Below are 24,486 nucleotides of genomic sequence, written 5' to 3'. Positions count from 1 at the left end.
CAGGAAGGTATTCGCGATCAGCTGCCGCAGCCTGGTCAGGTTTTCGTTCTACGGTTTTGGGACGGTTCTGTATGTTCTGGGCGGGATCACCATGTTCAGCCCTGTTTTTCGGTGAGGAACGATATCCGCCGCCGGACTGTCTGGCAAGAGGATCCGGGACTTGATTTCATGCGGATTTCTTCCTATCCTGCAGCCCACTGAAAGGAAGGTGACGTCATGGTGAGAGACCTATTACGAATCGGCGTTGCGGCTGCGCTGTTGTTGTCAGTCACGTTGTTGGCTGCATGGACCTCGCCGCTTCAGGCAGAAGACGGCGGCTTGTCGATCACTCAGTCTCCAGCTAGCCGTACCGCAACCTTGCAGCAGACTCCCGCTCCGGTGGAGCCGTCGTTGCCGCTGCTGGTGGCCGAGGGATCCAATTCCTGTGAGATCGTGTCCTGCGGCATGGGCATCAAGCAAACGTGCCAGATTACCTGCCCCGCGGACAAGACGCCGAAGTGCAGCTGCGATTGCGAACGGAGCTTCGGTCCGATGTGCATGGATTACAAGGCCAACTGCCGCTGCGAATAGGATAGGACCGACCCGGTCACTCATTGTCCGGTGCAGAAGATTCCGACCCGCTCACCGTCAGGCCCGGTCCTGGCACACGGTACTGTTCTCCCGCCCAGGCTCCCAAATCAATTAGTTGACAGCGCTCTGAGCAAAACGGACGCCAGGGGTTGTCTTGCCAGGCGGTCGGTTGGTGGCATTCAGGACAGCGGCTTTGGGAGAGGGAAGAAGGAGACACGGCCTGCACCTTTCGGCTGCTGATGGTCGACTCACTCTACCATCCTGGTGCCGAAGGCGGCAAATAACTCGCCGGTCAGATAGGCTGTGTGTGCTCCGTCCCGCCAGTGCTTTCGTCGCATATAGTCATTGAGCAGGCGACCGTCGGCGGTCCGATGGATATGCGGGTGAGCCACATTCATCCGGTATCGTTCGATGGCGCCGGCGACCCGGCTGATGAAGACAATCGTGCCGTCCTGTTCCACCTGCTCCACGATGCCGACATGGGTCAAGGGATCGTTGACCAGCCCATCCCCGTTGAAGTCCCAGGTATTGTCGAAGAACACCAGGTCGCCGGCCTGCACGATCGGTCCGCGGTGGAGCCGGCCGTGTTTCCGGATATGGTTGTAAATGAGGCCGACGCCATTGGTTCTTCCGGCGGTGGTGTCTCCGGCGTAGAGGTCGATGCCGTGTGCGAGATAAATGGCTCGCGTCACTCCAGCGCAGTCATAACTGATGCGACGGCCCTGACTTTCGATCGTGGTGGCGCCGACCAGATTCACCGCCGTGCGGACGATCGCCTGCTGACGACTGTCGGTCTGACTGGCACGGCAACAATCATGGATGGGAGTCACGGGCTGCCGCACTCCCTGTGACGACGGGGCGGCGCAGGCGGTGAGCGCGGCGGCGAGGGCCAGGCCGAACAGTGTTCGTGAATGTATCGGCATACTGTCTAAGTATAGCTGGACTTCAGAGCCTGTAAGTCGAGCTCATAGCACGCAAGTGCCGGACGCTCAAACGCCTGTCCAGCACAGGTGCCGCAGATGAAGAGGTCGGTATCTTGGAGCGTGCTGATTGTGCAGCCTCCTCTCAGGCGCCCGCGCTGGAGAACACCTGCTTGATCAATGCCTGCGCATCCTCCTGAATCCGAAGGAGATGAGCCTGTCCCTTGAAACTTTCCGCGTAGAGTTTATACACATCCTCCGTTCCGCTCGGGCGGGCGGCAAACCAGCCGTTGGCGGTGGTCACTTTGAGCCCGCCGATCGAGGCCTTGTTTCCCGGCGCTTCTGTCAGCATGGCGGTAATGGGTTCTCCGGCGAGTTCCTTGCTCCGCACTTGTTGCGGGGAAAGTTTTTGCAGTGCGGCTTTTTGGGCCCTCGTTGCAGGCGCATCGATTCGCTCGTACACCGGCTCGCCGAGTTGCGCCGTTAATTCACCGTACAATTGCGCCGGGTCCTTCCCTGTCACCGCCAGCATCTCCGCTGCGAGTAAGTTCATGATGATGCCGTCTTTATCGGTCACCCAGGTGGCGCCGTCACGGCGAAGAAACGCCGCGCCCGCACTTTCTTCCCCGCCGAATCCCAACGAGCCGTCGCTGAGGCCGGGAACGAACCATTTGAATCCCACCGGCACTTCAACCAACCGGCGTTTCAACGAGCGGACGAGGCGGTCAATGATGCTGCTGCTGACGATGGTCTTGCCGATTCCCGCGCTGCTTTTCCAACCGGGGCGATGGGTGAACAGATAGGCGATCGCCGCGGCGAGATAGTGGTTGGGGTTCATCAACCCGGCGCTGGGTGTCACGATGCCGTGGCGATCCGTATCCGTATCGTTGCCAAAGGCCAGATCGAATCGGTTTTTCAGGGTGATGAGCGACGCCATCGCGTAGGGAGAGGAGCAGTCCATACGGATCTTTCCGTCCCAATCCAGCGTCATGAAGCGAAAGGTGGCATCGACCGATTCGTTGACGATCTGCAGATTCAATCCGTACCGCTCAGCCAGCGGACGCCAATAGGCCACGGCAGCGCCGCCCAGCGGATCCACGCCAAGGCGGAGCTTGGCGGCCTTGATGCGATCGAGATCGACGACATTGGCGAGGTCTGCGATGTAGGTTCCGGCGAAATCGTATCGCGCCGTGTTGGCTGCTCGAAGCGCCTGTTCGTAGGGCATGCGTTTCACGCCCTGAAGGTTGGCCGCCAGGAGTTCATTGGCGCGATTTTCGATGGCTTTTGTCACATCGGTATCGGCGGGGCCTCCGTGGGGCGGATTGTACTTGAAGCCGCCGTCTTCCGGCGGATTGTGCGACGGTGTAATAATGATGCCGTCAGCCAAGCCGGAGGTTCGATCGCGATTCGTGTCGATGATCGCATGGGACATCACCGGGGTAGGGGTGTAGCCATCATGTGTATCCATGCGGACGTGAATGCCGTTCGCGGCCAACACCTCCAGCGCGGTGCGCTGGGCAGGGGCGGAGAGGGCGTGGGTATCCTTGCCGATGAAGAGGGGGCCGGTGGCGCCGGCCTTGGTACGGTACTCACAGATTGCCTGGGTGATAGCCAGAATGTGCGCCTCGTTGAACGTCCGCTTCAGGGATGAGCCGCGATGACCGCTGGTGCCGAAACTCACGCGCTGTTGAAGATCAGCCGGGTCTGGCGTGTCCTGGTAATAGGCTTGTTCGAGTCGGGTGAGATCAACGAGCTGTTCTGGTTGGGCCGGTTGACCGGCGCGCGGATGGTGAGCCATGGTCGCCTCAATACAATTGATGATGGGTGGATGACGAGTGCCAGGTCAGGACCCGTTCAGTATATACACTTGGGCCTGGAATGTCAGGTGCGTGCGGTTGCGCGTTCCTCCGCGCGGGTGTTAAGATCCGCTCACGAGAAGGAGAGGGGTTGACCATGCCGAATATCACCTTATTGCATTCACCGACCTGCGGAGCCTGTCCTTCGGCGAAGCGCCTCTGGAAGGAACTTAGGGTAAAGTATAGCTTTAGCTATCGCGAGGTCGATATTACGACCCCGGACGGCCAGGAATTGGCGAATCGGCATTCGGTCCGGGCGGTGCCCGCGACCATTATCGACGGTCGGCTGACGTTCGTCGGGGTGCCGCCTCGCCAAAGCGCTGAAAAGGCGCTGCAGCTGAAGATGAAACCGCAGGGCGCGTGAGATCGGAGAGCTATGACCGTTCCCGATGACGATGATTTTGAATTGCCGATTCTTCCCGTGATCGACAAGGGGCCGCCGCCGGAATGCGGCACCTGCGGCGATCCGATGAAATTTATCGATGGCGATTGGGCCTGTGTCGATTGCAACGGTGAATTGCTCGGCCCGGAAACCGGCTAACGGCCGTACCGCTCAACCGGTCAATGTTGAGTCGTGAATCACGATCGGCCTTATGCAGGCTGTTGAACATGTACCATTGACTATGGCTCATTTCCGTTAGATGCTCCGCCTCGTCACCGGCCCATTCCATCCCGCACTCGAGACGCACCTCGTTCACGATCTCCGCGCTCTGAAAGCACAGAACCCGCTAGCTTTGCTCGCGATCATCGTACCCTCCGATCAACTCCGTCGTTCGCTCAAGCGCCTCCTGATCCTGCAGCACAAGCTTTCATTGCTCAATGTCCACATCCTTTCATTTCATCAGCTGTCCCTCCATGTGGACCGTGAACGCCGCATGGCTGAAGGAGCGGGCCCGGTGCGGCAGATGGATCTGGTATCCGATATATTCTTCGAGCATCTGCTGCGGCATATCGGACGACGTCAGGTGCCGCAGACCGAGCCCCTCCGTCTGTCCCAACTCCCCCACGGGGCCTGGACGGCTCTTTGGGCGAGTCTGCGTGACCTGAAGGATGCGACTGTGGATTCGGCTTTGGCGATACGCGCAGTGGAGGAAGGGCAGTTCCCGCCGGAGGACGGCCGAAAGCTCAAAGGATTATTTACCTTATACGCGGCGGTTCGAGAAGGTAGTGCGGCGTTGGGCATCGGATCCCCGGACGACCTGGCTTCGCTCGTCACTGAGTCTGTGCCTGCCTCGCCGTTCCTGCGAGGCCTTGACGCACTCTGGTACTACGGTTCTTATGATCTTACGCAGACTCAGCTGACGCTGCTGGAATCTCTGGCCGCAACTCTTCCGGTTACGGTGTATTTTCCGGTCGATGCTCAGCCTGCCTACGGGTTCGCGCAGCAGTTTCTTGAACGGTACCTGTATCCACTGGCCGGAAGCAGCGCGGCGCCGCCTCCTTCCTCAACGCGGAGAGTCGAGTCTGATCCTGGAACAGTCAATGTATCGGTTGAAGTACGAAATGCGGCGGGAATCGACGATGAGTTGACGCTGGTCTGCAAACAGATCCTCACGTTGGTCGAAACGCATGGGTATCGCTTTGATGACATCGGGGTCGTGGGACGCACCCTCGTGCCCTATCAATCGGCGATCAGACGCATTTTCGATCAGCATCGCATTCCATTTACGTCCACCGCGACTGTCCCGTTGTTACAAGAACCGGCCGTCAAAACACTGCTCCATCTGGCCCGGCTCAAGGGAAGTAGTTTGCATCGTCAGGCCGTGCTCGAAGTCATTACCTCGCCCTGGAATCGGCGGCTCATGAGTTCGCAGGGAGGGGTGCCGCCACGACCTGACCTCTGGCGATTGGCCGTGCACGCATTGGGCATCACCAGAGGCGAGGAGGAGTGGCGGCGGCTGGCTCAACTAGGACATCTCGAGTCCTGGATAGCTACAGATGATGAGTCTTCCGCCGATGCGCTCAAGGCGCTCTCGATTGACGGGCCACAACTCCGCTTGCTCTGGGACTGCCTCTCACCACTGATCGCCAGAGTCACGGGTTTGCCGGTGACCGGCGGCTATGGCTCGTTGACGGAGGCCTTCTGTGCGCTGGCGGAGGAACATCTTTCCATCCCCCTGGGTGCGTCCGATGTTGTCGAGGCGCAGGAGGAGGGGGCTGGCACTGTCACCGAGGCACTCGGCGGGGTCCTTGCGCAACTGCGCGGGTTGGATCGGCTCGATGTCCAGATCACCTGGCAGCAATGGACGGACACGTTCGAGGAAATCCTGGAGCGAACGACCTGCGCCCTGACACTTCCATCCCATCAGGGCGTTCAGATACTCGATGCGATGGCGGCGAGGGGGCTGGGCTTCCGCGCGGTTTTTATCGTCGGCATGAATGAAAAAGTGTTTCCCCGTTTCATTCACGAAGACGGATTTCTACGCGACAGCCACCGTCTCGTCTTGAGTGAAACGCTGGGCTACAAGATCGATCAAAAACTGCAGGGCTATGGTGAAGAAGCGTTGCTGTTCGAACTTCTGCGGGCCTCGGCGCACGAGCGTCTGTACCTGTCGTATCAGCGGGCTGACGCGGCCGGGCGGCCGTTGGCGCCGTCGGGGTATCTGGATGCCATCGGAGCGGTGCCGCATGTCGCAAACACACAGTCTCTGCTCGCCGTACCGCGCCGGTGGAAGGATCGCACCGCACTGTCCCTGTTCAGTCCGGCGCTCTTGACGAGAGAAGAACTCGCTGTCAGCAGCGTATTGCAGGGACGCGATGTGTCCGCCCTCTTGCGGGCGGGGGGACGCGACGGGGACGTGTTTGCTCATGGCCTCGTGGCGCAAGGCCTGATCGAAAGCGGCGTGCCGGCATTGAGCGCCTACGACGGCATGCTCGCGGATGCGACCGCTCATTGGACCCGTCTCTCTGAGCGCGGGGTCTCGCCGACCGCCCTGGAGACCTACGCCCGTTGCCCTTTCCAATATTTTTCTGCTCAGGTGCTCGACCTTGAAGCGGTGCGTCAAACGGTATCCATGGAACTCTCACCGCCGGCCATGGGACAGCTGTGCCATGACGCATTGCGGCTCTGTTATCAGGCGCTGATTCAGCAGGGGTGGGCGACCGCCACTTCGTCCACGGCCGCTGTCACGGCAGAAGTCACTCGGGCCGTCACGCAGGCCTTCGCCACCTATGCAAGGACCCATGGGACCGGATATGCCCTCACCTGGAGATTGGCTCAGGAAACGGTTCAACGCCTGGTCGAAGCCACGGTCCTGTTCGATCGCGAGGCGGTCGCTGTCTCAGGGTTCGTCCCGGTGGAATGCGAAATCGATGCGAAGGGGACTCTGCCCGATGAGACGGGAGGAGGCGGTATTCCACTGCGCGGCCGATGGGACCGTCTTGACCGGCATCCGGTTTCCGGTGCGATACAGGTGATCGATTACAAATATCGCACGAGTGACCGGGTAGAGGCGAAGGATCGTCAGCTCCTGCAAGCGGCGGTGCGCGCGTATCACTTACAGCCCGCGCTCTACGCCCTGATGGCTGTCGACAGCTTAAACGAACCAGTGTCCGGCCTTTACCCTGAGCAGGTGGACTTTTTCTATCTCCTGCCACAGGGAATGCCGATGATTGAGCGCGCGTCGTTTGCGGCCTCTTCCTGGCAAGGTCCCTCCGGTCCGCTGCTGAGCCGAACCGTACACCTGCTGGTCGATGGCATCCGGAGCGGACGGCATTTCATCGTGCCGGATACGGCTCACTGCGCCCATTGCGAATTTTCGGCAGCCTGTCGGAAAGCTCACCAGCCCAGCTGGTGGCGCGCATACCGTTCATCACAGGCCAGCGTCCTGCGAACTGTGCGATCACAGAAGGCGGCGCGTGACTGACCAGGGGCAGATTCCAGATCAAGCGGCGCGGGAAGCGGCGGCCACCACGTTTGACCGCAATGTCGTGGTGATCGCCGGAGCGGGAACCGGCAAAACGACCTTGCTGGTCAACAGGCTCTTGTACCTCCTCATGCGCCGGTCCGACCCGCTGGACCTGTCGCGCATCGTGGCCTTGACCTTCACCAACAAGGCGGCGACGGAAATGACACTCCGTTTACGCGAGCGCCTACGATCATTGGTAAGCCTCGAAGCGCGGGACCATCCGGCCACCGGAAGCGGCACGGTGTCGATTGCCGATCTGCGCATGCGGTTCGGGTGGACCACCGAGGAAATTGTGGCCCGTGCCGAGGCCGCGTTACGCGATGTCGAAAAGGCTCAGATCGGGACGTTGCATAGTTTTGCCGCTCACCTGCTGCGCCTGTATCCGATCGAGGCCGGAGTCAGCCCGACCTTTCAAACGGATGAAGATGGATCGCGCTTTGAAGAACATTTTACCGCGGAGTGGGAACTCTGGTTGGATGATCAGTTGGGGCCGACCGGAGCTGATCATGCGCGTTGGCGGGCGCTCCTGACGGCATTCGGCCTGGAAGACTTGCGGCAATTGGCCTACAGCCTGCACAGCGATTTGATCGATCTCCATGGACTAAAGGAACAGATATCGGAGGGCCGTCTTAACCAGACGCTGCGCGACTGGTTCGCCGATCGCAAAGCACAAGCAGAAGGGCTCCTGGCCCGGTATGACAGCCTGAAACGCCGCAAGGTTGAGTCGATTCTGGCCGCCGTCACCGATCTGTTCGGCCTCCTGCTGACGCACGGCCTGAACGGAATCGATGCGCTTCCGGCTGAATCTCAAGAGTGGCTGGTCAAAGATCTCGGCAAGGCGCCGACCGGCTGGGCGGATGAAGACTTTGAGGAGGCCGAATCACTCCAGCGGATCGCCAGCCGGTTGCTCAAGGTCGATCATGGAGTGCTGGGGCAGCTGCTCGAGGTGCTGACGCCGTTTGTCCTGACGGTACGGACATCGTTTCTGGATACAGGCTGGCTGACGTTTGACGGGTTGGTGGGGAAGGCCCGCAGCTTGCTCCGCGACCATCCGATGATTCGTGAGCAGTTGAAGCGAGGCTATCGCGCGCTGTTGGTGGATGAGTTTCAGGATACCGATCCGGTGCAATACGAGATCGTGTTGTATCTGGCGGAGCGGCTGGGTGAGCAGTCCTCTTCCTGGCGTGATACGGGGCTAGAATCGGGCAAATTGTTCATCGTCGGCGATCCGAAGCAGTCGATTTACGCCTTTCGGCGGGCTGATATCGAAGCTTTCGATCATGTCGTCGAGCGGCTGGAACGGGGCGGCGCCTTGCGCTGTGAACTCACGACGAATTTCCGCAGCCATGCCCAGGTGCTCGACTTGGTCAATGGAGTGTTTAGCCGCCTCCTGATCGCGCAGCCGTCGGTGCAGCCGCCGAACGTGCCCTTGACGGTGCAACCCAATCGGTCGAGTCAGTTTCGCAATCCCGGCGTCGAACTCCGGCTGGTGAGGTCGGAAGAGGAGGACGACCTGGATTCAGCCGCGGCCACCAGGGTGGAAGCCGAGCATATCGCAGCCATGCTTTCCCGGTTACTGAGCCCATCGGAACCGCAGGGCGCGGCGACGGGCACTGACAGCAGGTTGCGCCCCGGCCATATCGCACTGCTCTTTCGTAAATTGACGCAGGCCGAAGAATATCTGGAGGCGCTCCGGCGGCATGACATCCAGTACATCATCGATGGCGAGAAGCATTTTTATCGCCGGCAGGAAGTCATTGATCTCGTGAACATCCTCCGGTGCATCGAGAATCCCCACGACCGTATTGCGTTGGTCGGCGTCTTGCGGTCGCCGATAGGCGGCCTGCCGGATTCCGCATTGGTGAGCCTGCAGGAAGCGCAGGCGCTGGACTATCGCGAAGCCGTCCGGCTGGCGAACTGGAACAGTCCCCACGCTCAGCCGCTCCGGCGGTTGTACGCGGCGCTCGCGAGATTGCAAGAGCAGGCTCCCCGCTGTCCGTTACCCGAGGTTGTAGATCTGGTGTTTCAGCAACTTCCGCTGCTCGAATTGGCTGCGGCTTCGATCCACGGGGAACAGGCCGTGGCGAATCTGCTGAAGGTGCGGCAGATGGCGGCGGATCTGGCTGGTCGGCCGGCTCTTACGCTGAACGGGTTCGTCGAGCTGATGCTGGAGCGACTGACCCAGCAACCGGACGAAGCGGAGAGCGCGCTGTCGGAGGATACGCTCGATGCGGTACGGGTGTTGACCATTCATAAGGCTAAGGGGTTGGAGTTTCCTCTGGTGATTCTGGCCGGCTTGCACCACGGGGACGGGGCCGGTCGAGGCCCCGCCCGACCCCAGATTTGGCATGATTGGTCCACCGGCATGCAGGGGCTCGACTTCGGCAGGCTGTGCACGGCGGGTGCGGTCCTGGTTGCGGAAAAAGCGCGTATACGGGAACAGGCAGAACGCCGCCGGCTGTTTTATGTCGGAATGACTCGGGCACGCGAGTCCCTGGTGTTGTCGGGAGCCTTGCCGAAGCGCCGGGTGCGTGGAGCCCTGCTGGATTTGCTGGAACAGGCGGCCGGAACTGAACTGGACGGGAATGGGGAGGGCGATCTATCCGTGGGCGGGGTTGGCCTGCGACAAACCATCCTCATGGGAGAAGATCGTCCGCCTTCGAGGGTACGGCAGCAGCCGACGGTGTTAGAAGAGAGCCCCTTCGATCAGGCGTTCTCCGATCGCTGGGCGCAACGTGATCGGGTTTGGGAGGAGCATCGTGCGGAATCTCTGATCGTCTCGCCTTCGAATTTCATTCGAAAGCCAGCTGCGTCGGCCTCTTCAACTGCCCAATCATCCCGACAGGGGCGAGACTCAATTTCGGGAAAAGCGATTGGAACGATCGTACACCGGGTTCTGCAACATTGGGACTTCGGTGCTGACGTGGAGTCGCAAGTGGCAGCGATCACCGGGGCGTCTCTGGCGATCGATGAGCCGGAGGAAGCCGCGCGGCAGGCAATGGCTGAGGACGTTCATGCGCTCCTGCGAACCTTTGCGCAGTCACCTGCGTACGAGCGCCTGCGACGAGTAACGGTGATTGGGCGGGAGATGCCTTTCTTGATACCCAGGAACAACGGCCGGCAGATTTTAGAAGGCGCGATTGATCTGCTGTACCGTTTCGACGGCCGACTCTGGATTGCCGATTACAAGACGGATATGATCCCGCTCGACCAGGCCGACGCCAGGGTAGACATGTATCGTGAGCAAGCGCGGTTGTACCGGGAGGCAGTCACGTTGTCATTGGGAGAACCGGTCGAAGGATTCGAATTTATTTTTCTCCGGTTGGGCGTGACGGTTCGGACCTGAACAAAAGGGAGAAGGCATGACACGTTTCGGATGGATGGTCATGATGATGCTGACGGTCGTCAGTTGTGCGGGGCCTCGTAAAGCCGAGATACGGCCGCTCCATGCGCCGACCGGAACCAGTGCGGCGGTGAGTCAACAGTTGGAGCAGGGCAATCAGTTGCTCCTGAAAGAAGATTGGGCCGGAGCACGTGACGTATACCAGATGACGATCCAGGCCGATCACGCGCTCGCGGAAGCGCACTATAATCTGGCGTTGGCTTTGGAAAAACTTGGCGAGAAGGCCGAAGCTAAAAAACATTATGTCGCCGCGGCCAATCTGGCCCCCGGCAACAAAGTCATCTGGGACGCGCCGCCGCTCAGGAAGTACGACAGTGAACTCACTCTGGAGAAGAAGTCCTGGATGGACGCCAACCCCAAATAATGAGTTGACGCACGCGTGAGCCTCACAGCGGGGCGGCGGAGCCGGAGTCTGATCCGAGGGGGCGCTTTCGCTGAGAGGCCATCGCGAGGATCACTACTCCTGCGACGATCATGGGGATGCTAAGCATCTGGCCCATTGAAATCGTCCCGACAAGAAAGCCGATCTGAGCGTCCGGCTCCCGAAAAAACTCGACGATAATCCGGCAAAGCCCGTAACCTACCAAAAAGGACCCAAAGACGGTTCCGGACGGCGGCAGACGGCGGGTAATCAACCACAGCACCGTAAAGAGCAGCAGTCCTTCCAGAAACGCTTCGTAGAGTTGCGACGGGTGGCGGCAGGCCATGCCGCCGGCCGGGAACACCATGCACCACTCCACATCGGTTGGGCGTCCGTAAAGTTCACCATTGATAAAATTGCCAATTCGCCCCAGTCCGAGACCTACCGGGGTCACACCGGCAGCGAGGTCGGCAATGGTAAGGACTGTCATGCCTTGCCGTTTTGCAAACAGGATCAACGCCACGATGGTTCCGATCAACCCGCCATGGAAGGACATGCCGCCTTCCCATACCGCGAAGATCTTCAGCGGGTTTTCCAGGTAATAGGACAGATTGTAGAACAGCACATAACCCAACCGCCCGCCGGCAAATACGCCCACGGCCGCATAGACGATCATGTCGTAAACCTGATCTTTGTTCAGCGGGAGTTTCTGGGCCCTGGCCCGGGCCTCGATAATGAAGTAGGCGAGGGTCAGGCCGATGAGATACATCAGTCCGTACCATCGGAACTGCAATGGACCCAATCGGAGAAATACAGGGTCAATATCCGGATAGGGAATCGCGTGTAACCAAGGTAGCATAGAAGGACTCCACAGAGTTTCGCGATCTTATGTGAGCGTGATCCACATTGCAAGGCAAGCCGTGAACCCGCTCCAGACAAGGCCTGACGGAGGCGGGTAGGTTTGTGCCACGCACACCTGTCGCTTTTCTGAAACGGTTGTCTCCTTCCATTGTTCACAAAACAGCACCCATTATGAGGCGCTTTTAACCTAGTCACATCGAACGCTGCAATTCCGGCCCAAGACTGCGTCACCATGGGCTGGCACAGTTGATGCTGTAGAGGCAGTAGAGATAGCGACTCACCGAGTCAGTGAACCATCAACCTTGTTGTACGAGAGGGAGGGAGTCACGATGTCTACCAAGGGGCGTGAAGCAGCCAAGATCGCAGCGATCATCGGAGGCGGGGCGGTTGTAGGTGCGGCGTTGGGGTTACTGTTGGCGCCGAAGTCCGGGGCAGAGACGCGTCGTGACGTCGCCCGATACGCCAAGAAAGCCCAGCTTCAGGCGACCCGGTTCAGTCGCTCCGTGAAAAGCGGGGTTTCCACCATGGTGGAACGGAGCAAGGCTCTGGTGAAGCGAGACGATCACAAAGAAGCGGCCTAGCCGGCTGTTGGGAAAAGCAGTTAGCCTGATAGCATGTCTTGCAACGGCCTGTCTCATAGGAGACAGGCCGTGACATAGCTGTGAAGATCTTCCGCCTGCAGCTTGACCCTCCGATACCCGGGTGTTAGATTTCGCCGCGACGGTTTTGCGCCGCGGGAGTGGTGGAATCGGCAGACACCCAGGACTTAAAATCCTGTGTCATACCAATGGCGTGCGGGTTCAAGTCCCGCCTCCCGCACCAAACTCGCCACGTGTTCCTCCATCTATCTTCACTCCAGCCGATGTCTGCTCGTGTGTAGTGCGCAGATTTCTTGAGCAATATTCATCCCCATGATCCAGGCACCGTACGTGGAATGATTGTTGAAACGTACCCATCGGCGCCCAACGCCGAAGGCAGGCTGATGCACCGTGTCCAACGCTTTAATGTGCCCGAGTGTAGCCATGGTTCATAACCGGGTGCGATCGGTCATGTGAATTACGACAGAGTTACAGTTAATCCCTGGTGCTAGAGTCCGCGCACGGAACGGATGGGCTTTTGATAGTTCTGGTCATCGGTACCCAGGTCATCATGGCAGATGCGGGAATCGGTCGATGCGGTGACCTTGTCGATGATCCTGCGTGACACGAGCACTTCCTTCAGGAGGTCTGGCGTGGGAAAGCTGTCCATCACCACCGCGGGGCAGACCAGGAGGGTGCGTTCGACCACATTGTTGAGGATCACTTTATATTTCGTGTCGGCGAGCGGATCCCGTCTCGGCAAGACGGTTTCCACTACATAAGGGGTTGGAAATTGCGATTCGAGAAACTCCTTGATGACCTGTACCTTCCTGCGCACGTAGTCGTCTGTCACGGTCGATGGTCCTTTCGGATTCCGCCTCCGTCGGCTCGCCGGCGGCAGGGGAACAGCGATTGTGGTTTCAAGCCTCTTGTGGCACAGTGCCGTCTGGCAGAGAGTGGATATTAGGAGAAAAGCTGCCTGAAAACCAGGGGCTTTCCCTTGTCCATGTCGGCCACGGTAGCTCTTCTCATGACGGCACAGCCGAAAGTCGGGACATCCGGGATCTGTGGTTGCGTCTGATATACTTGCCATAGTTAATCATGGCAACGTGCTATGGCCGCACTCTGACGGGAGTTCCACAGATGGTACGACGCACCGCTGAGGTCATTGTGCAGGAACACGAATTTTCAGGGGCGGCAGGCGATCCGACTCACCCATCCAAACCAGGTCCGACACCCGAACAGGCCCCAAAAGACCCGGATGGGCTCCGTTGTCCGGTCCATAACTGCGCCGGCCGCATGAAGGTCTGTGCCGGAGAGTACGATACTCGCAGTGGGTTGGAATCACTGACCTGCACGACATGCGAGCATCGGGGGCTGCGATCGCGAGAAGGTGTCATTCCGCTATTTCGAGGAGGGCACGAATTCAAGTTTAGTTACGGACCTTCCACGCATACGGTCACGGTGGTGTTGAGCTCCGCATCGGTGAATTTGTGGGGCACTCATGGGGTGAATGAGGAACAGTTGGCAAAGCTTGCGGCGGAATGGAGCCTCCTGTGCGGCAATACAAAAAAGCCGGTGCATTTGGGCATTCCGGCCGTTGAGTTCGCCGACTTTTACCTTTACTTCTGCAGAAAGTAACGCGGGTTTTCCACCGGCGGGTCTTCTACGGCCGACCGAGCAGTTCTTCCCACAGCGTCCCCGGATAGTCGCATGCCGGCTCTGCACGCCGGCCTCATCGATTACCATTTCCCCAGCCAGTTCCGGCATCCTGCGTAATACGACGCAATCGCAATGGCCAAAACGAAGAGCACCTGCATGACGTGTTGCACCAACACGCTCGGGTCGATGGTACGGGTGACAAAAAGCAGGCCCGCGGCGATCAGGGTGACGACGAAGGTGGTCCGTTTGGGACAGAGGCTGCCGTCGCGCTTGCTCTGCGCAGCCAAGACAATCCACACACAAGCCCAGCCGATAGCGCCGACGACAAGCGCGGCGGCAAGATCGGTCAGGCCGACCATCAGACTGCTGAACCCGAGTTCCATTTTGGGACGGCGAGGCAATTCGATGCGGATGCGGTAAAGTTCGCCGACTGAAAGCGCCAGCCAGATCAGCAGAATGCCCAGCACAAAACTTCCACGGCCCATTTCTTCCGAGAACAGACGTTTCCGCGGCGCGGCTCCGGCGGAAGATTTCAGCGGAAACCCTTCGAAGTGCGGAGTAAAGTCGTACCCGCATTCGCAGTACTGGGCGGCATCGGGGTTTGCCAGGAGACAGCGGGGACATTCAAGCGGGATCGGTTTGCTCATTTCGTATCGACATTCGTGTTAGAATCGCGCGCCCCGCCCTGCTCGAGGACGTGGCTCTTCAAGAGGCCGGTATGCATCAATCGATACGCTCGTTTCAATTCGCATTTCTCGGCGCGCTGTTTGCGGCGAGCGCCGTGGCGGCTGGCGCCTTCGGTGCGCACGCCCTGAAATCGATTCTGGATCCGGCCATGCTCACCGTGTATGAAACGGCAGCGCGCTACCAAATGTACCATGCTCTCGGTCTCTTTGTCGTAGCCTGGTTACTTCGCGAGACCAACAGCCCATGGGCGGTCAAGGCCGGCTGGTTGTTGTGCGCCGGTATTCTGCTGTTCAGCGGGAGTTTGTATCTTGTGGCGCTGGCGGGGATCAAATGGATGGGCGCTCTGACTCCCTTGGGCGGGGTGTCGTTTATCAGCGGGTGGGCTTGCATTGCCTGGACCGCCTGGTGCGCCGATCGCTCTCAATGATGATGACGGCGCGGCGACGTCGCTTTGCCGCCCTCGTTGAAGCAGCTAGCGGTGCGTTTGCCGGTTATTGAGCCCCATCCGCCCGCTGTATTCACGAAGGTGCCTTCCAAACGCTGTCCCTCTCCCGAAAACAGCAGACTATCTTCCTGCACCCCGGCCCTGGTTTCCCATCGCAGATACACGCTATCACCCAGGACAATGATTTCCGCTGGACTGGTGGTCGACACGGAGCCCGGGGGAGCGAAGATCACAGCCGTTTTTTCTTCGCGATGGTTTTGATGGTTGTGAATCGACCATTGCCACGTTCCGCACAAACGCACGAGGCCGCGCTGTTGCCGCACTTGGTCTTTCCAATTGTAAATTCTGAACCATTCGCGGTGCACGGTGTCGATGGCCCAGGCTTCGATCTGGGCAACGACGCCTGCAATCACGGGCGCGGTGTCCTCCGTCGGGGCGCCCGCGGTTAACGTCTGGAGACGCCCCAGGGCAGGACCCAGCGTGGTGCCTTCGCTCAACCAGGCTGTTTGGGCTTCGAGGTGTGTGTGAACACGCTCGCGCGCTTCTGCGGTGCCGGACGTGCCGAGATCCCGGGCGGCGTGCGCCAATTGCCATGCTGCCAGCCCGCGCACGAGCTCATTGGCTGCTCTCGTGAGATCACTGATCAGCAATTCCTGAGTCATCGCCGGAGTCAGCCCTTTGGCTCCCACCGTCATCGCTGCGTCGCCGAGCCCCACCTGCGGGCCGATTACCGTCTTGAACAGGGACAGCGCATCACCCTGCGCCGGAAGAGCCGACAGCTGCGCCGCATTGCTCCGTGCCACCTCCTGAAAGGCAGGCAGGCGGTTGGCCAGGGTCGGCTGGGGTGGAGAAGTCGCCTCGTCGGCGCGTACGGTGATCGGCGCGGTGAATAGGGTGGTGAGGCAGCAGGCGAGGAGGGCGATGCGAACGACAGGATTCGGCATGACTGTGGCTGCTTTCATTCTAGACAAGAAGGACAGTGAGGACATGCGGTGACCGAAGGTCATCGGCCGCCGCCATCATCATCGCCTGGTTGACCCTCGATACCGTTCAGGTTCCCTGGAAACAGGTTTTAAGAAATGCCACAGTGGCGTTCCAAGCTTGCGCGGTCGCGTCGGGATTGTGCGCGCCCTGCCTGGTTTCGTCGCAGAAGGCGTGCGTGGCGCCGGGATAGGTCTTGATCTCAATCCGTTTTCCCTGGGCCGCAGCGGCCCGGAGCAGATCGACGTCTGATTGCGTCGCCCAGGTATCCTGCTCTGCCTGATGGTAGAGCAAGGGGCTCATCATATTGGTGAGTTGGTCCGGCGCGGTCACTTTTCCATAATAGGCGACGGCGGCCCGTAACCGTTTGCGTTGGCAGGCAAAGCGGATGGCCAGTGAGGCGCCCAGGCCAAACCCGACGACCCCATGGATATTCCGTTTCGTGCGTTCGGTCGTATTGAGATATTCGCAGCAGGTGTTGATGTCCTGGAGAAGGAATTGCTCGTTGCACTTGGCTGCCAGTGCTTCCGCCACTTCGGCATTGGCCGTGACCATGCCGCCGAGCCGGCCATAGAGCTTTGGAATGATGACGCCGTACCCTTCGCACGCCAAACGTGCGCCCAGCGCCGTGATCTGAGAATTCATGCCCCACCAGTCATGCAACAGCACAATCCCGGGATAGGTGACTTTGTCCTGCGGCCAGAATTGAATACATTCCACATGGACGTCTTTGCTGATCCGCGTGCGGATATACGGATCCACCATTGCGTCAGTCGGGGTCGGAATCGACATTCCACTTGGAAAGCGAGCCGTGCCGGTTCCAATCTGATCCAGGGAAAACGGTGCTGTCTGCGTAGTCATGGGCGATCGGGTCCTTTCTCGATGGGCATCGGCGTCAAACGGGCAATCGCCTGGTACTATAGGGAGCGGATTTGGACATTGTCAATCGATGGCGGCAGCCGCATGAGTCGTCTTGACCCGTTGCGATCCGGCCGGTAGAGTGCGGCCAGTGATGTCTCACGAATCTCGCATGCCGCTCGGAGTCGGGTTAATCGGACTTGGCCATCACGGCAGCCGCTACGCCAACCATCTTTTGCACGATCTTCCTGAGGCCCGTCTGGTAGCTGTGTGCCGGCGTCGGGCCGGGAAGGGAGCGGGGCTGGTAGAAGCGGCAACCGTCCCCTGTTATTCCGATTATCACGAGCTGATTGCCGATCCCCGGGTGGAAGCAGTGGTCGTGGTGACGCCGCCCGCGCTCAATCGGGATATCTGTACGTCCGTCGCACAGGCGAACAAAGCGCTCTTGGTGGAAAAGCCGCTGGCAACGACGGCCGACGAGGCGCGCGCCATCATACAGGCGACCCATGGGAGCCGTCAGGTCATGATGACTGCGCAGACCCTGCGGTTCGATGCGGCGGTGACGGCGCTGCGTGAACGCCGGGCGCAGGTCGGCGCGCTTCAGTATCTCAACCTGACCAGCCGGATGGAGCCGCACGGGAGGAGTGAGGAGGAGTGTGGGTTCGGCGGGCGCGGCTGTGTCCTCGAGATCGGGATCCATCTCCTGGACCTGGTTCGCGTGTTGACGGAAGACGAGATTCACACGGTGTCCTGCGAGATGGACCGCGTGCCGCCTGCCGGTTCAGAGCGGCGGATGCTGGGCCGCCTCGTTACTCGATGTGGATTGACCTGTCTGGTGGATGTGTCCCGGGTAACGTCGGGTCGGATCGGGCGCGTCGAACTGATCGGCAGCGAAGGACAGGTGTCGGCGAACTGGTGCGAGCAGCGGATAACGAGGATCTCAGCCCGGCATGGCGCCGGAGACTGGCCCACCACGGCAGTCCCAACCGTGCTCAGCGCATTGCGCGCCTTCGTGCGGAGCGTGCGCGATGGCTTGCCGCCTCCAATCACCCTCGAAGACGGCAAGCGCGCCGTTGAAATTGCCGAGGCCTGTTACATCTCAGCCGCCCAGGGCGGCCGGGCGGTTACGGTCGAGTACCGGTGACCTAGGTTTCCGCGACAATGTGCGTATCGGTTTCTTCGACGCCTTCGATGGCGTGAATGCGTGTAATCACGACGTCGGACAGCGCTCGCTCATCCGCCACATTAATAAAGACGAAAATGTCCGGTTGGCCAAAACAGGCGTGGATCTGCTCGACGCCGGCAATGCTCTTGAGTGCGGCGAGCACGGATTTACCTTTGCCGGCCTTGACCTTGATGAGAATGTACGCTTTCGTTGCCATGATGCCTCCTCAAACTGCAGTCGTGAAACAATGTGATAGTGTTGGCTGCGCTTTGGTTGATAAGGGACGGTTACTCCGGTTTGGCTCCGGGCATCTCCCCGCGACGCCGGGCATAGACTTCCTGGAAACTGTTGCCCTGTGTAGCAAAGGCGCGGCTGCTCTGTTGGTACAGTTCCGCCAGGATATCGAAATCCTGTTTCCCGATATTGAATTCCCGGAAGCCGTCACTGAGACCGTCGGCGTTCCAGGCCGTCTCGAGTTGTCCGGCCGTCATCACTGCGTCGAAGGTATCTGCCGACCAACCGCTCTGGCGGAATGACGCTTCCACCTCATCAGCGCGAGGGCCCAGCGTGGTGCGATGGGCTTCCGTAAAAAACTGCCGGACGGCCGGATGATTGCTTTTGAGAAAAGCGGACTGAAATTGAATCACGGCCTTGATGATCCTGTTAGCCTGCGGCGTGCCCTCGGGTGGCAGAATCCCGGCGTCTTCAAAGGTCGCCAGCATGGCCATGACCGAGCCGATATAGACAGAGGCCGTCCGTGCGGGCTGGGCAACCGTTCCCTTCATCGGTGCCGGTTCGGCGACCATCAGTTGACTCCAGCCTCTATCGGGAACAAGCGGCGACAGGACTAGCATCATGATGACGAGATACGCCCTGACGAAGGGTGTGGGTGCCCCTCCTGGCCGGACCGCCGAATTCGCCTCTATGACAGAGCTGGTATTCGGTCGACTGAGGCGATCTGCGAGGGGTGACATGGCGGCATTATACAGAAGCGCCGCTACCCACGCTACAGCGCAAGGCCGGAGCGGCTCTACGCTGGCGGCGTGATTGAATTCCGCAGGGGCAACTGCCTATAATCCGGCCACCAACGCCGCTTTGCGACCGTTTGACCTTCCTCTGATTCTCGACCGCATAACGGTTTTCTGGGGGAATTTGTGCTGGCCAATGTCTTGAGTGCCGCGATCGTGGGCATCGACGCGCATCTGGTGGATGTGGAAGTCGATATCTCCGCCGGGCTGCCTCAGTTCTCCATCGTGGGGCTTCCCGATGCGACAGTCCGCGAAAGTCGCGACCGGGTTCGTGCCGCCCTTAAAAATAGCGGCTTCCAATTTCCCATCAAAAAAATCACGGTCAACCTGGCTCCCGCCAATATTAAGAAGGAAGGCGCCGGGCTTGATCTGGCCATCGCCCTGGGCATTCTCGCGGCGGAAGACGTCATTCCTGCGGAGGCCGTCAAGAATTCGGTGTTCGTGGGAGAGCTGTCGCTCGATGGTCGCCTCAAGCCGATCCCGGGGGCCCTGTCGATCGGCGTGGTCTGCCGCCGTCGTCATCGCATTCTGGCTCCCGCTGAGAATGCCGAGGAGGCGGCGTTAGCCGACGGCGCGGAAGTATTTCCCATCCACACGCTTCCGCAAGCCGTAGAGTTTTTACGCGGCGCTCAAGCGATTGCCGCCTTCTCGTTGACCGGCGACGGATCCGCCGCCTGCATACTGCCGGAGGACGAAGACTTTGCCGACGTGAAAGGACAGGCGCACGCGAAACGGGCCTTGGAAGTCGCTGCCGCCGGCGGACACAATCTTCTGATGATGGGCCCGCCTGGTTCCGGTAAGACCATGTTGGCGCGCCGCCTCCCCGGCATTCTGCCGTTGCTGGCGCAGGAAGAAGCGCTGGAGACCAGCCGCATTCACAGTGTGGTCGGACAACTCTCTCGAAATCAGCCCTTGATGCGCCGGCGCCCCTTTCGCGCCCCGCATCACAGCATTTCAGAGGCTGGTCTCATCGGCGGCGGAACTATGCCGCGGCCCGGCGAGGTATCCCTCGCTCACAATGGGGTTTTGTTTCTGGACGAAGCCGGTGAGTTTGGGCGCGCCACGCTCGACGGGTTGCGACAGCCGCTGGAGGATGGGCATGTTACCGTCACACGCGCCAGCGGCTCCCTGAAATTTCCGGCCCGGTTCATGCTGGTGGCCGCCATGAATCCCTGTCCCTGCGGCTATTACGGCGACCGGACGAGAGACTGTGTCTGTAGCGTCGCTCAGGTACGGCGTTATCGAGGACGATTGTCCGGACCCCTCCTGGACCGTCTCGATCTTCAGATCGAGGTGCCGGCTGTGCCGATTCGCGCCCTTGGCGATGACGCGCCGGCGACCGATTCGTCGGCGACGATCCGGACGAGGGTGATGGCGGCCCGGGCGCATCAGGCCGAACGGTATCGTCGCGACGGGATCTACACCAATGCGCAATTGAAACCGCGCCACCTGAAGCAGTATTGTGCTCTGGACAGCCAGGGACGCGATCTGCTTGAACAGGCCATGGCCCGATTGGGGTTTTCGGCCCGTGCGCACGGACGCATTCTCCGTGTCGCCCGGACTATTGCCGATTTGGCTGAGTCTGGTAGTATCGCACCGGCTCATCTGGCCGAGGCGATTCAGTACCGAAGTTTCGATCGTCGAGTAGAGTTGTGAAAGAATCCCCTATCATCCATACCGCGCGTGTTTTCGCCTGGTGGTTCATCGTCGGTGCGACGATGGCATTGGCGGTCATTCTCCTGCAAGGGGGCATTCGAGAAGCGATGCAAGCTCAGGGATCGGTGTGGGAACTCAAACTGGTTGAATTCCTCACGACCATTCTGGGCGGCGGCTTATTGGGCGGGTGTATCGCATTGATTTTGGACCGTATCAAGAAATCGTGACGAGGCATCTCCGGGTGCCGTGCAGCAGAAGGAGTCGTGGCTATGGATATTGAAGTCGGGTCCAATCTGTATAAAAATTCGAACGGCATCATCGATATCGAAGGGGTGCCGCAGTTTGAGGTCGCCATCAAGGAACCGGCGCGGGCGTTGCTCGTCAACTTTGCGTTGTTTGATGAGGTGGGAAGGATGATGGCGAAGGTTGTCGACAGCAATCTGACGTTCAACGAGCGTCGCGCGTATCAGCTTGCCAAGAGTCCGACCAGCGTTTCCCTTAAACACGAGGAATCGGGAACGGTCGTGTTCATGTTGGAATTACGCGAGGGGAACCGCGTGGTGTTCAGTAAGGGTTCGTTTCACACGATCAAGGGACATCGTCTCGACGTGTCCCAGACGGAATGGCGGATCGATAAGAAACACTTCAGCGGTAAGGAGACGGACACGAAGGGAGGGGCGGTCTTTTTGGGATAACCGCCCCCGACGGGTCTTCGCGTGTCCCACACCGAAGGATGGCTCACGGGGCAACGGTCGGAACGATGACGATCTGCCCATCCTTCACGTCCACCACCGCCGTATCTCCATCCCGCAGCTCTCCCTTGATCAACTGCCGCGCCATCGGTGTCTCAATCTCCTGCTGAATGAGTCGCTTGAGCGGTCGCGCGCCATACACCGGATCGTAACCGCGGCGGCCTAGGTTCTGCAGCGCGTCCGGCGTGACCGTCAGCGTGATCCGCCGCTCAATCAAGCGGGCTCGCAACCGCTCCAGTTGAATCTCTACAATCTTGGACAACTGTTCGTTTCCAAGCGCATGAAAGACCACGATCTCGTCCACCCGGTTCAGGAATTCCGGCCTGAAGTGTGCCCGCAATTCGCCAGTCACCTGGGTCTTCATCGTCTCATAGGAGGCGCCGGCCTGCTGCGCTTCCAGGATATGCTGACTGCCGATATTCGAGGTCATGATCAACACCGTATTCTTGAAATCCACGGTTCGCCCCTGTGAATCGGTCAGCCGTCCGTCGTCGAGCACCTGCAGCAGAATATTGAAGACGTCGTGGTGCGCCTTTTCAATCTCGTCGAAGAGGATGACGGAGAACGGATGCCTTCGCACAGCTTCAGTCAGTTGGCCGCCTTCCTCATACCCCACATAGCCGGGAGGGGCGCCGATTAACCTGGCGACCGTATGCTTCTCCATATATTCCGACATGTCGATCCGGATCAGATTCGATTCGTCATCGAAGAGGGTGACGGAAAGCGCGCGCGCGAGTTCCGTCTTGCCCACACCGGTCGGACCAAGGAACAGAAACGAACCGATCGGCCGGTTGGGGTCCTTGATGCCGGAGCGGGCCCGCAACACGGCATCAGCCACCGCTGTGACGGCCTGCTCTTGTCCCACGACGCGCTTGTGGAGCAGTTCATCCAGCTTGAGGAGTTTTTCCATTTCCCCCTCAACGAGCCGCGTAACGGGAATCCCGGTCCAACGGCTGACCACGGCGGCGATATCCTCTTCATCCACCTCTTCTTTCAGCAGGCGGGTTTCGTTTTGTTTTTTGCCGAGGGATTGCTGTTCCAGTTCGAGTTCCCGCTCGAGCCTGGGCAACTCGCCGTATCGCAGTTCGGCGACCTTGTTCAAATCATACGCGCGCTCGGATTGCTCGATGTTCTGCTTCACTTCCTCAATCTGTTGGCGGATTTTCCGCAGCTTGCTCACCGAATTTTTTTCAGATTCCCATCGAGTCTTCAGGGCCTGCAGATCGCGATTCTTCTCGTTCAGCTCCTTTTCAATCGATTGGAGACGCGCCTTGCTTCCCGCATCGGTTTCTTTTTTGAGGGCTTCCCGCTCGATCTCCAGTTGTAAGACTTTCCGTGAGACCTCATCGAGTTCCGCGGGCAAACTGTCGATTTCCGTGCGGAGCCGTGCGGCGGATTCGTCGACGAGATCGATCGCTTTATCCGGCAAGAAGCGGTCGCCGATATACCGGTTGGAGAGTTTGGCTGCCGCGACGAGGGCGGCGTCTTTGATGCGCACGCCATGATGCACTTCGTAACGTTCCTTGAGACCTCGTAAAATAGAAATGGTGTCCTCGACACTCGGCTGATCGACCAGCACCGTTTGGAATCGGCGCTCGAGCGCGGCATCTTTCTCAATATGTTTGCGGTACTCGTCCAGAGTGGTGGCGCCGATGAGGTGCATTTCGCCTCTGGCCAACATGGGCTTGAGGAGATTCGCCGCATCCATTGCACCTTCGGCGGCGCCCGCGCCCACAACGGTGTGCAGTTCGTCGATGAAGAGCAGGACTTGCCCTTGCGCCGATTGGATTTCCTTGAGGACGGCCTTCAGCCGTTCTTCGAATTCTCCACGGAACTTGGCGCCGGCCACGAGCGCGCCCATATCGAGGACGACCACTCGCTTCTGCTTGAGCCCTTCTGGCACATCGCCCTTCACGATGCGCTGTGCCAGGCCTTCGACGATGGCTGTCTTGCCGACACCCGGCTCACCGATCAGGACGGGGTTGTTCTTGGTTCGTCGGGATAGAATCTGGATAGTTCGTCGGATTTCGTCGTCACGGCCGATGACCGGATCAAGTTTGCCCTGGCCCGCAAGTTTGGTGAGGTCGCGCCCGTATTTTTCCAATGCCTGGTAGGTGCCTTCAGGATCCTGGCTCGTCACCCGCTGGTTGCCACGAACCTGTTGCAATGCCGTCAGGAGGCGTTCCCGCGTCAAATTCAGCCGGCGAAACACGCCGCCCTCTTCGACCATGGCCAGAACAACATGTTCGACGCTGATGAACTCGTCGCGCAATTCCTTCATCTGGTCTTCGGCTTTGGTCAACACAGTGCCTAACCGCGGTGCAAGGTGGATCTGTCCGGGAGCCGCGCCGGGCCCCTGAACTTGCGCCACTTTCGCGAGCGCTTGGTCCGCCGCTTGGCGAACGGCAGCCGGTGACACCCCGGCCTGTTCGAACAGAGCGCTCGCAATCCCGCGCTCTTGCTCCAGAAGCGCCAGCAGGAGATGCTCGACATCAATGCCCTGATGTCCACGGCGCATGGCAAGGGCTGAGGCGCTCTGCAGAGCCTCCTGTAGCTTGACGGTCATCCGGTTCATATCCATGTGGCTGACTCCTGGGTGGGTGTGCCTCTCTACTGGGAGAACATAATCATATCGATGGGCAAGTCAATAGCAGCCACTACCGGCTATTCCTTGCTCGTTCGAGAATCTGAATTCTTTCGCGGCGTGACTTGACCTGTCAGGGGAATCCGTCTTATTGTCCGCCCAACATGTTGAATCGCCTTCTCGCTACGAGGCACCGCTCTGTATGTGATGC

At 59.6% G+C, this 24,486-nt stretch carries 23 protein-coding genes and 1 tRNA gene; 13 read left to right on the top strand and 11 right to left on the bottom strand.

Annotation, left to right across the window (positions count from 1 at the left end):
- Positions 1-216: 216 nt before the first annotated feature.
- The gene (locus tag GDA65_11020) at positions 217-570 is read left to right on the top strand and encodes a hypothetical protein (protein ID MBA5863224.1); all 354 of its coding nucleotides are present in this window, start codon (positions 217-219) and stop codon (positions 568-570) included.
- A 16-nt stretch (positions 571-586) separates the two neighbouring features.
- Here GDA65_11020 and yacG read toward each other — a convergent pair whose 3' ends face one another.
- From yacG to GDA65_11005, 3 genes are all read right to left on the bottom strand, one after another.
- Positions 587-796: a DNA gyrase inhibitor YacG gene (gene yacG, locus GDA65_11015; GenBank protein ID MBA5863223.1), complete on the bottom strand. Its 210-nt coding sequence runs from the start codon at positions 794-796 to the stop codon at positions 587-589.
- 22 nt (positions 797-818) lie between these two features.
- Complete coding sequence (locus GDA65_11010) at positions 819-1,493, bottom strand: hypothetical protein (GenBank protein MBA5863222.1); 675 nt, start codon at positions 1,491-1,493, stop codon at positions 819-821.
- Between the two features lie 142 nt (positions 1,494-1,635).
- Complete coding sequence (locus tag GDA65_11005; protein ID MBA5863221.1) at positions 1,636-3,288, bottom strand: alpha-D-glucose phosphate-specific phosphoglucomutase; 1,653 nt, start codon at positions 3,286-3,288, stop codon at positions 1,636-1,638.
- Between the two features lie 155 nt (positions 3,289-3,443).
- On the opposite strand from GDA65_11005, the gene GDA65_11000 reads away from it, so the two are divergent.
- The 4 genes from GDA65_11000 to GDA65_10985 all read left to right on the top strand — a co-directional run bounded on the left by GDA65_11000 (position 3,444) and on the right by GDA65_10985 (position 11,021).
- The gene (locus GDA65_11000; protein ID MBA5863220.1) at positions 3,444-3,710 is read left to right on the top strand and encodes a thioredoxin family protein; all 267 of its coding nucleotides are present in this window, start codon (positions 3,444-3,446) and stop codon (positions 3,708-3,710) included.
- 277 nt (positions 3,711-3,987) lie between these two features.
- Positions 3,988-7,212 carry a hypothetical protein gene (locus GDA65_10995; GenBank protein ID MBA5863219.1) on the top strand — a complete coding sequence of 1,075 codons (3,225 nt, stop codon included), beginning with the start codon at positions 3,988-3,990 and terminating at the stop codon, positions 7,210-7,212.
- Entirely contained in the window at positions 7,040-10,600 is a 3,561-nt protein-coding gene (locus GDA65_10990) for an AAA family ATPase (GenBank protein ID MBA5863218.1), read from the top strand. Before GDA65_10995 ends, GDA65_10990 begins: the two co-directional genes overlap by 173 nt.
- Before the next feature lie 16 nt (positions 10,601-10,616).
- Positions 10,617-11,021 (top strand): tetratricopeptide repeat protein, encoded by a 405-nt coding sequence (locus GDA65_10985; protein ID MBA5863217.1) that lies wholly within the window; start codon positions 10,617-10,619, stop codon positions 11,019-11,021.
- Between the two features lie 22 nt (positions 11,022-11,043).
- On the opposite strand, the gene GDA65_10980 is transcribed toward GDA65_10985, so the two are convergent.
- A complete protein-coding gene (locus GDA65_10980) occupies positions 11,044-11,877 on the bottom strand; it encodes a prolipoprotein diacylglyceryl transferase (protein ID MBA5863216.1) in 834 nt (277 codons plus the stop codon).
- A gap of 331 nt (positions 11,878-12,208) precedes the next feature.
- Between GDA65_10980 and GDA65_10975 the strand changes: the two genes are divergently transcribed.
- On the top strand, positions 12,209-12,460 hold the full coding sequence (locus GDA65_10975) for a hypothetical protein (GenBank protein ID MBA5863215.1): 252 nt from the start codon (positions 12,209-12,211) through the stop codon (positions 12,458-12,460).
- A 152-nt stretch (positions 12,461-12,612) separates the two neighbouring features.
- Positions 12,613-12,701 (top strand) — tRNA-Leu (locus GDA65_10970).
- A 264-nt stretch (positions 12,702-12,965) separates the two neighbouring features.
- On the opposite strand, the gene GDA65_10965 is transcribed toward GDA65_10970, so the two are convergent.
- On the bottom strand, positions 12,966-13,310 hold the full coding sequence (locus GDA65_10965; protein ID MBA5863214.1) for a hypothetical protein: 345 nt from the start codon (positions 13,308-13,310) through the stop codon (positions 12,966-12,968).
- Between the two features lie 290 nt (positions 13,311-13,600).
- Between GDA65_10965 and GDA65_10960 the strand changes: the two genes are divergently transcribed.
- Positions 13,601-14,098 (top strand): hypothetical protein, encoded by a 498-nt coding sequence (locus GDA65_10960; protein ID MBA5863213.1) that lies wholly within the window; start codon positions 13,601-13,603, stop codon positions 14,096-14,098.
- A gap of 101 nt (positions 14,099-14,199) precedes the next feature.
- Here GDA65_10960 and GDA65_10955 read toward each other — a convergent pair whose 3' ends face one another.
- Positions 14,200-14,766, bottom strand: coding sequence for a hypothetical protein (locus GDA65_10955; protein MBA5863212.1), 567 nt, complete (start codon positions 14,764-14,766; stop codon positions 14,200-14,202).
- 71 nt (positions 14,767-14,837) lie between these two features.
- Here GDA65_10955 and GDA65_10950 point away from each other — a divergent pair, with 71 nt between their 5' ends.
- Positions 14,838-15,233 carry a DUF423 domain-containing protein gene (locus GDA65_10950; GenBank protein ID MBA5863211.1) on the top strand — a complete coding sequence of 132 codons (396 nt, stop codon included), beginning with the start codon at positions 14,838-14,840 and terminating at the stop codon, positions 15,231-15,233.
- Here GDA65_10950 and GDA65_10945 read toward each other — a convergent pair.
- Positions 15,227-16,195: a hypothetical protein gene (locus tag GDA65_10945; GenBank protein MBA5863210.1), complete on the bottom strand. Its 969-nt coding sequence runs from the start codon at positions 16,193-16,195 to the stop codon at positions 15,227-15,229. The two genes, GDA65_10950 and GDA65_10945, sit on opposite strands and share 7 nt — an antisense overlap.
- A 106-nt stretch (positions 16,196-16,301) precedes the next feature.
- The gene (locus GDA65_10940; protein MBA5863209.1) at positions 16,302-17,093 is read right to left on the bottom strand and encodes a hypothetical protein; all 792 of its coding nucleotides are present in this window, start codon (positions 17,091-17,093) and stop codon (positions 16,302-16,304) included.
- Positions 17,094-17,244: 151 nt separating this feature from the next.
- Between GDA65_10940 and GDA65_10935 the strand changes: the two genes are divergently transcribed.
- On the top strand, positions 17,245-18,234 hold the full coding sequence (locus tag GDA65_10935) for a hypothetical protein (GenBank protein MBA5863208.1): 990 nt from the start codon (positions 17,245-17,247) through the stop codon (positions 18,232-18,234).
- A gap of 1 nt (position 18,235) precedes the next feature.
- Here the strand turns inward: GDA65_10935 and GDA65_10930 are convergent, their stop codons facing one another.
- Together GDA65_10930 and GDA65_10925 are read right to left on the bottom strand one after the other, a co-directional pair.
- Complete coding sequence (locus GDA65_10930) at positions 18,236-18,472, bottom strand: Lrp/AsnC family transcriptional regulator (GenBank protein ID MBA5863207.1); 237 nt, start codon at positions 18,470-18,472, stop codon at positions 18,236-18,238.
- 70 nt (positions 18,473-18,542) lie between these two features.
- Positions 18,543-19,061: a hypothetical protein gene (locus tag GDA65_10925; protein MBA5863206.1), complete on the bottom strand. Its 519-nt coding sequence runs from the start codon at positions 19,059-19,061 to the stop codon at positions 18,543-18,545.
- Positions 19,062-19,409: 348 nt separating this feature from the next.
- Between GDA65_10925 and GDA65_10920 the strand changes: the two genes are divergently transcribed.
- The 3 genes from GDA65_10920 to GDA65_10910 are packed head-to-tail and all read left to right on the top strand — an operon-like array spanning position 19,410 to position 21,634.
- Entirely contained in the window at positions 19,410-20,939 is a 1,530-nt protein-coding gene (locus tag GDA65_10920) for a YifB family Mg chelatase-like AAA ATPase (GenBank protein MBA5863205.1), read from the top strand.
- The gene (locus GDA65_10915; GenBank protein MBA5863204.1) at positions 20,936-21,166 is read left to right on the top strand and encodes a hypothetical protein; all 231 of its coding nucleotides are present in this window, start codon (positions 20,936-20,938) and stop codon (positions 21,164-21,166) included. Before GDA65_10920 ends, GDA65_10915 begins: the two co-directional genes overlap by 4 nt.
- Before the next feature lie 42 nt (positions 21,167-21,208).
- Positions 21,209-21,634, top strand: coding sequence for a hypothetical protein (locus tag GDA65_10910; protein MBA5863203.1), 426 nt, complete (start codon positions 21,209-21,211; stop codon positions 21,632-21,634).
- 43 nt (positions 21,635-21,677) lie between these two features.
- On the opposite strand, the gene clpB is transcribed toward GDA65_10910, so the two are convergent.
- Entirely contained in the window at positions 21,678-24,272 is a 2,595-nt protein-coding gene (clpB, locus tag GDA65_10905) for an ATP-dependent chaperone ClpB (GenBank protein MBA5863202.1), read from the bottom strand.
- Between the last annotated feature and the right edge of the window lie 214 nt (positions 24,273-24,486).

The organism is Nitrospira sp. CR1.1 (genome assembly GCA_014055465.1).
GTDB lineage: Bacteria > Nitrospirota > Nitrospiria > Nitrospirales > Nitrospiraceae > Nitrospira_A.
Note: the sequence above shows the minus strand (reverse complement) of the source record. Positions and strands in the feature narration are given on the sequence as shown.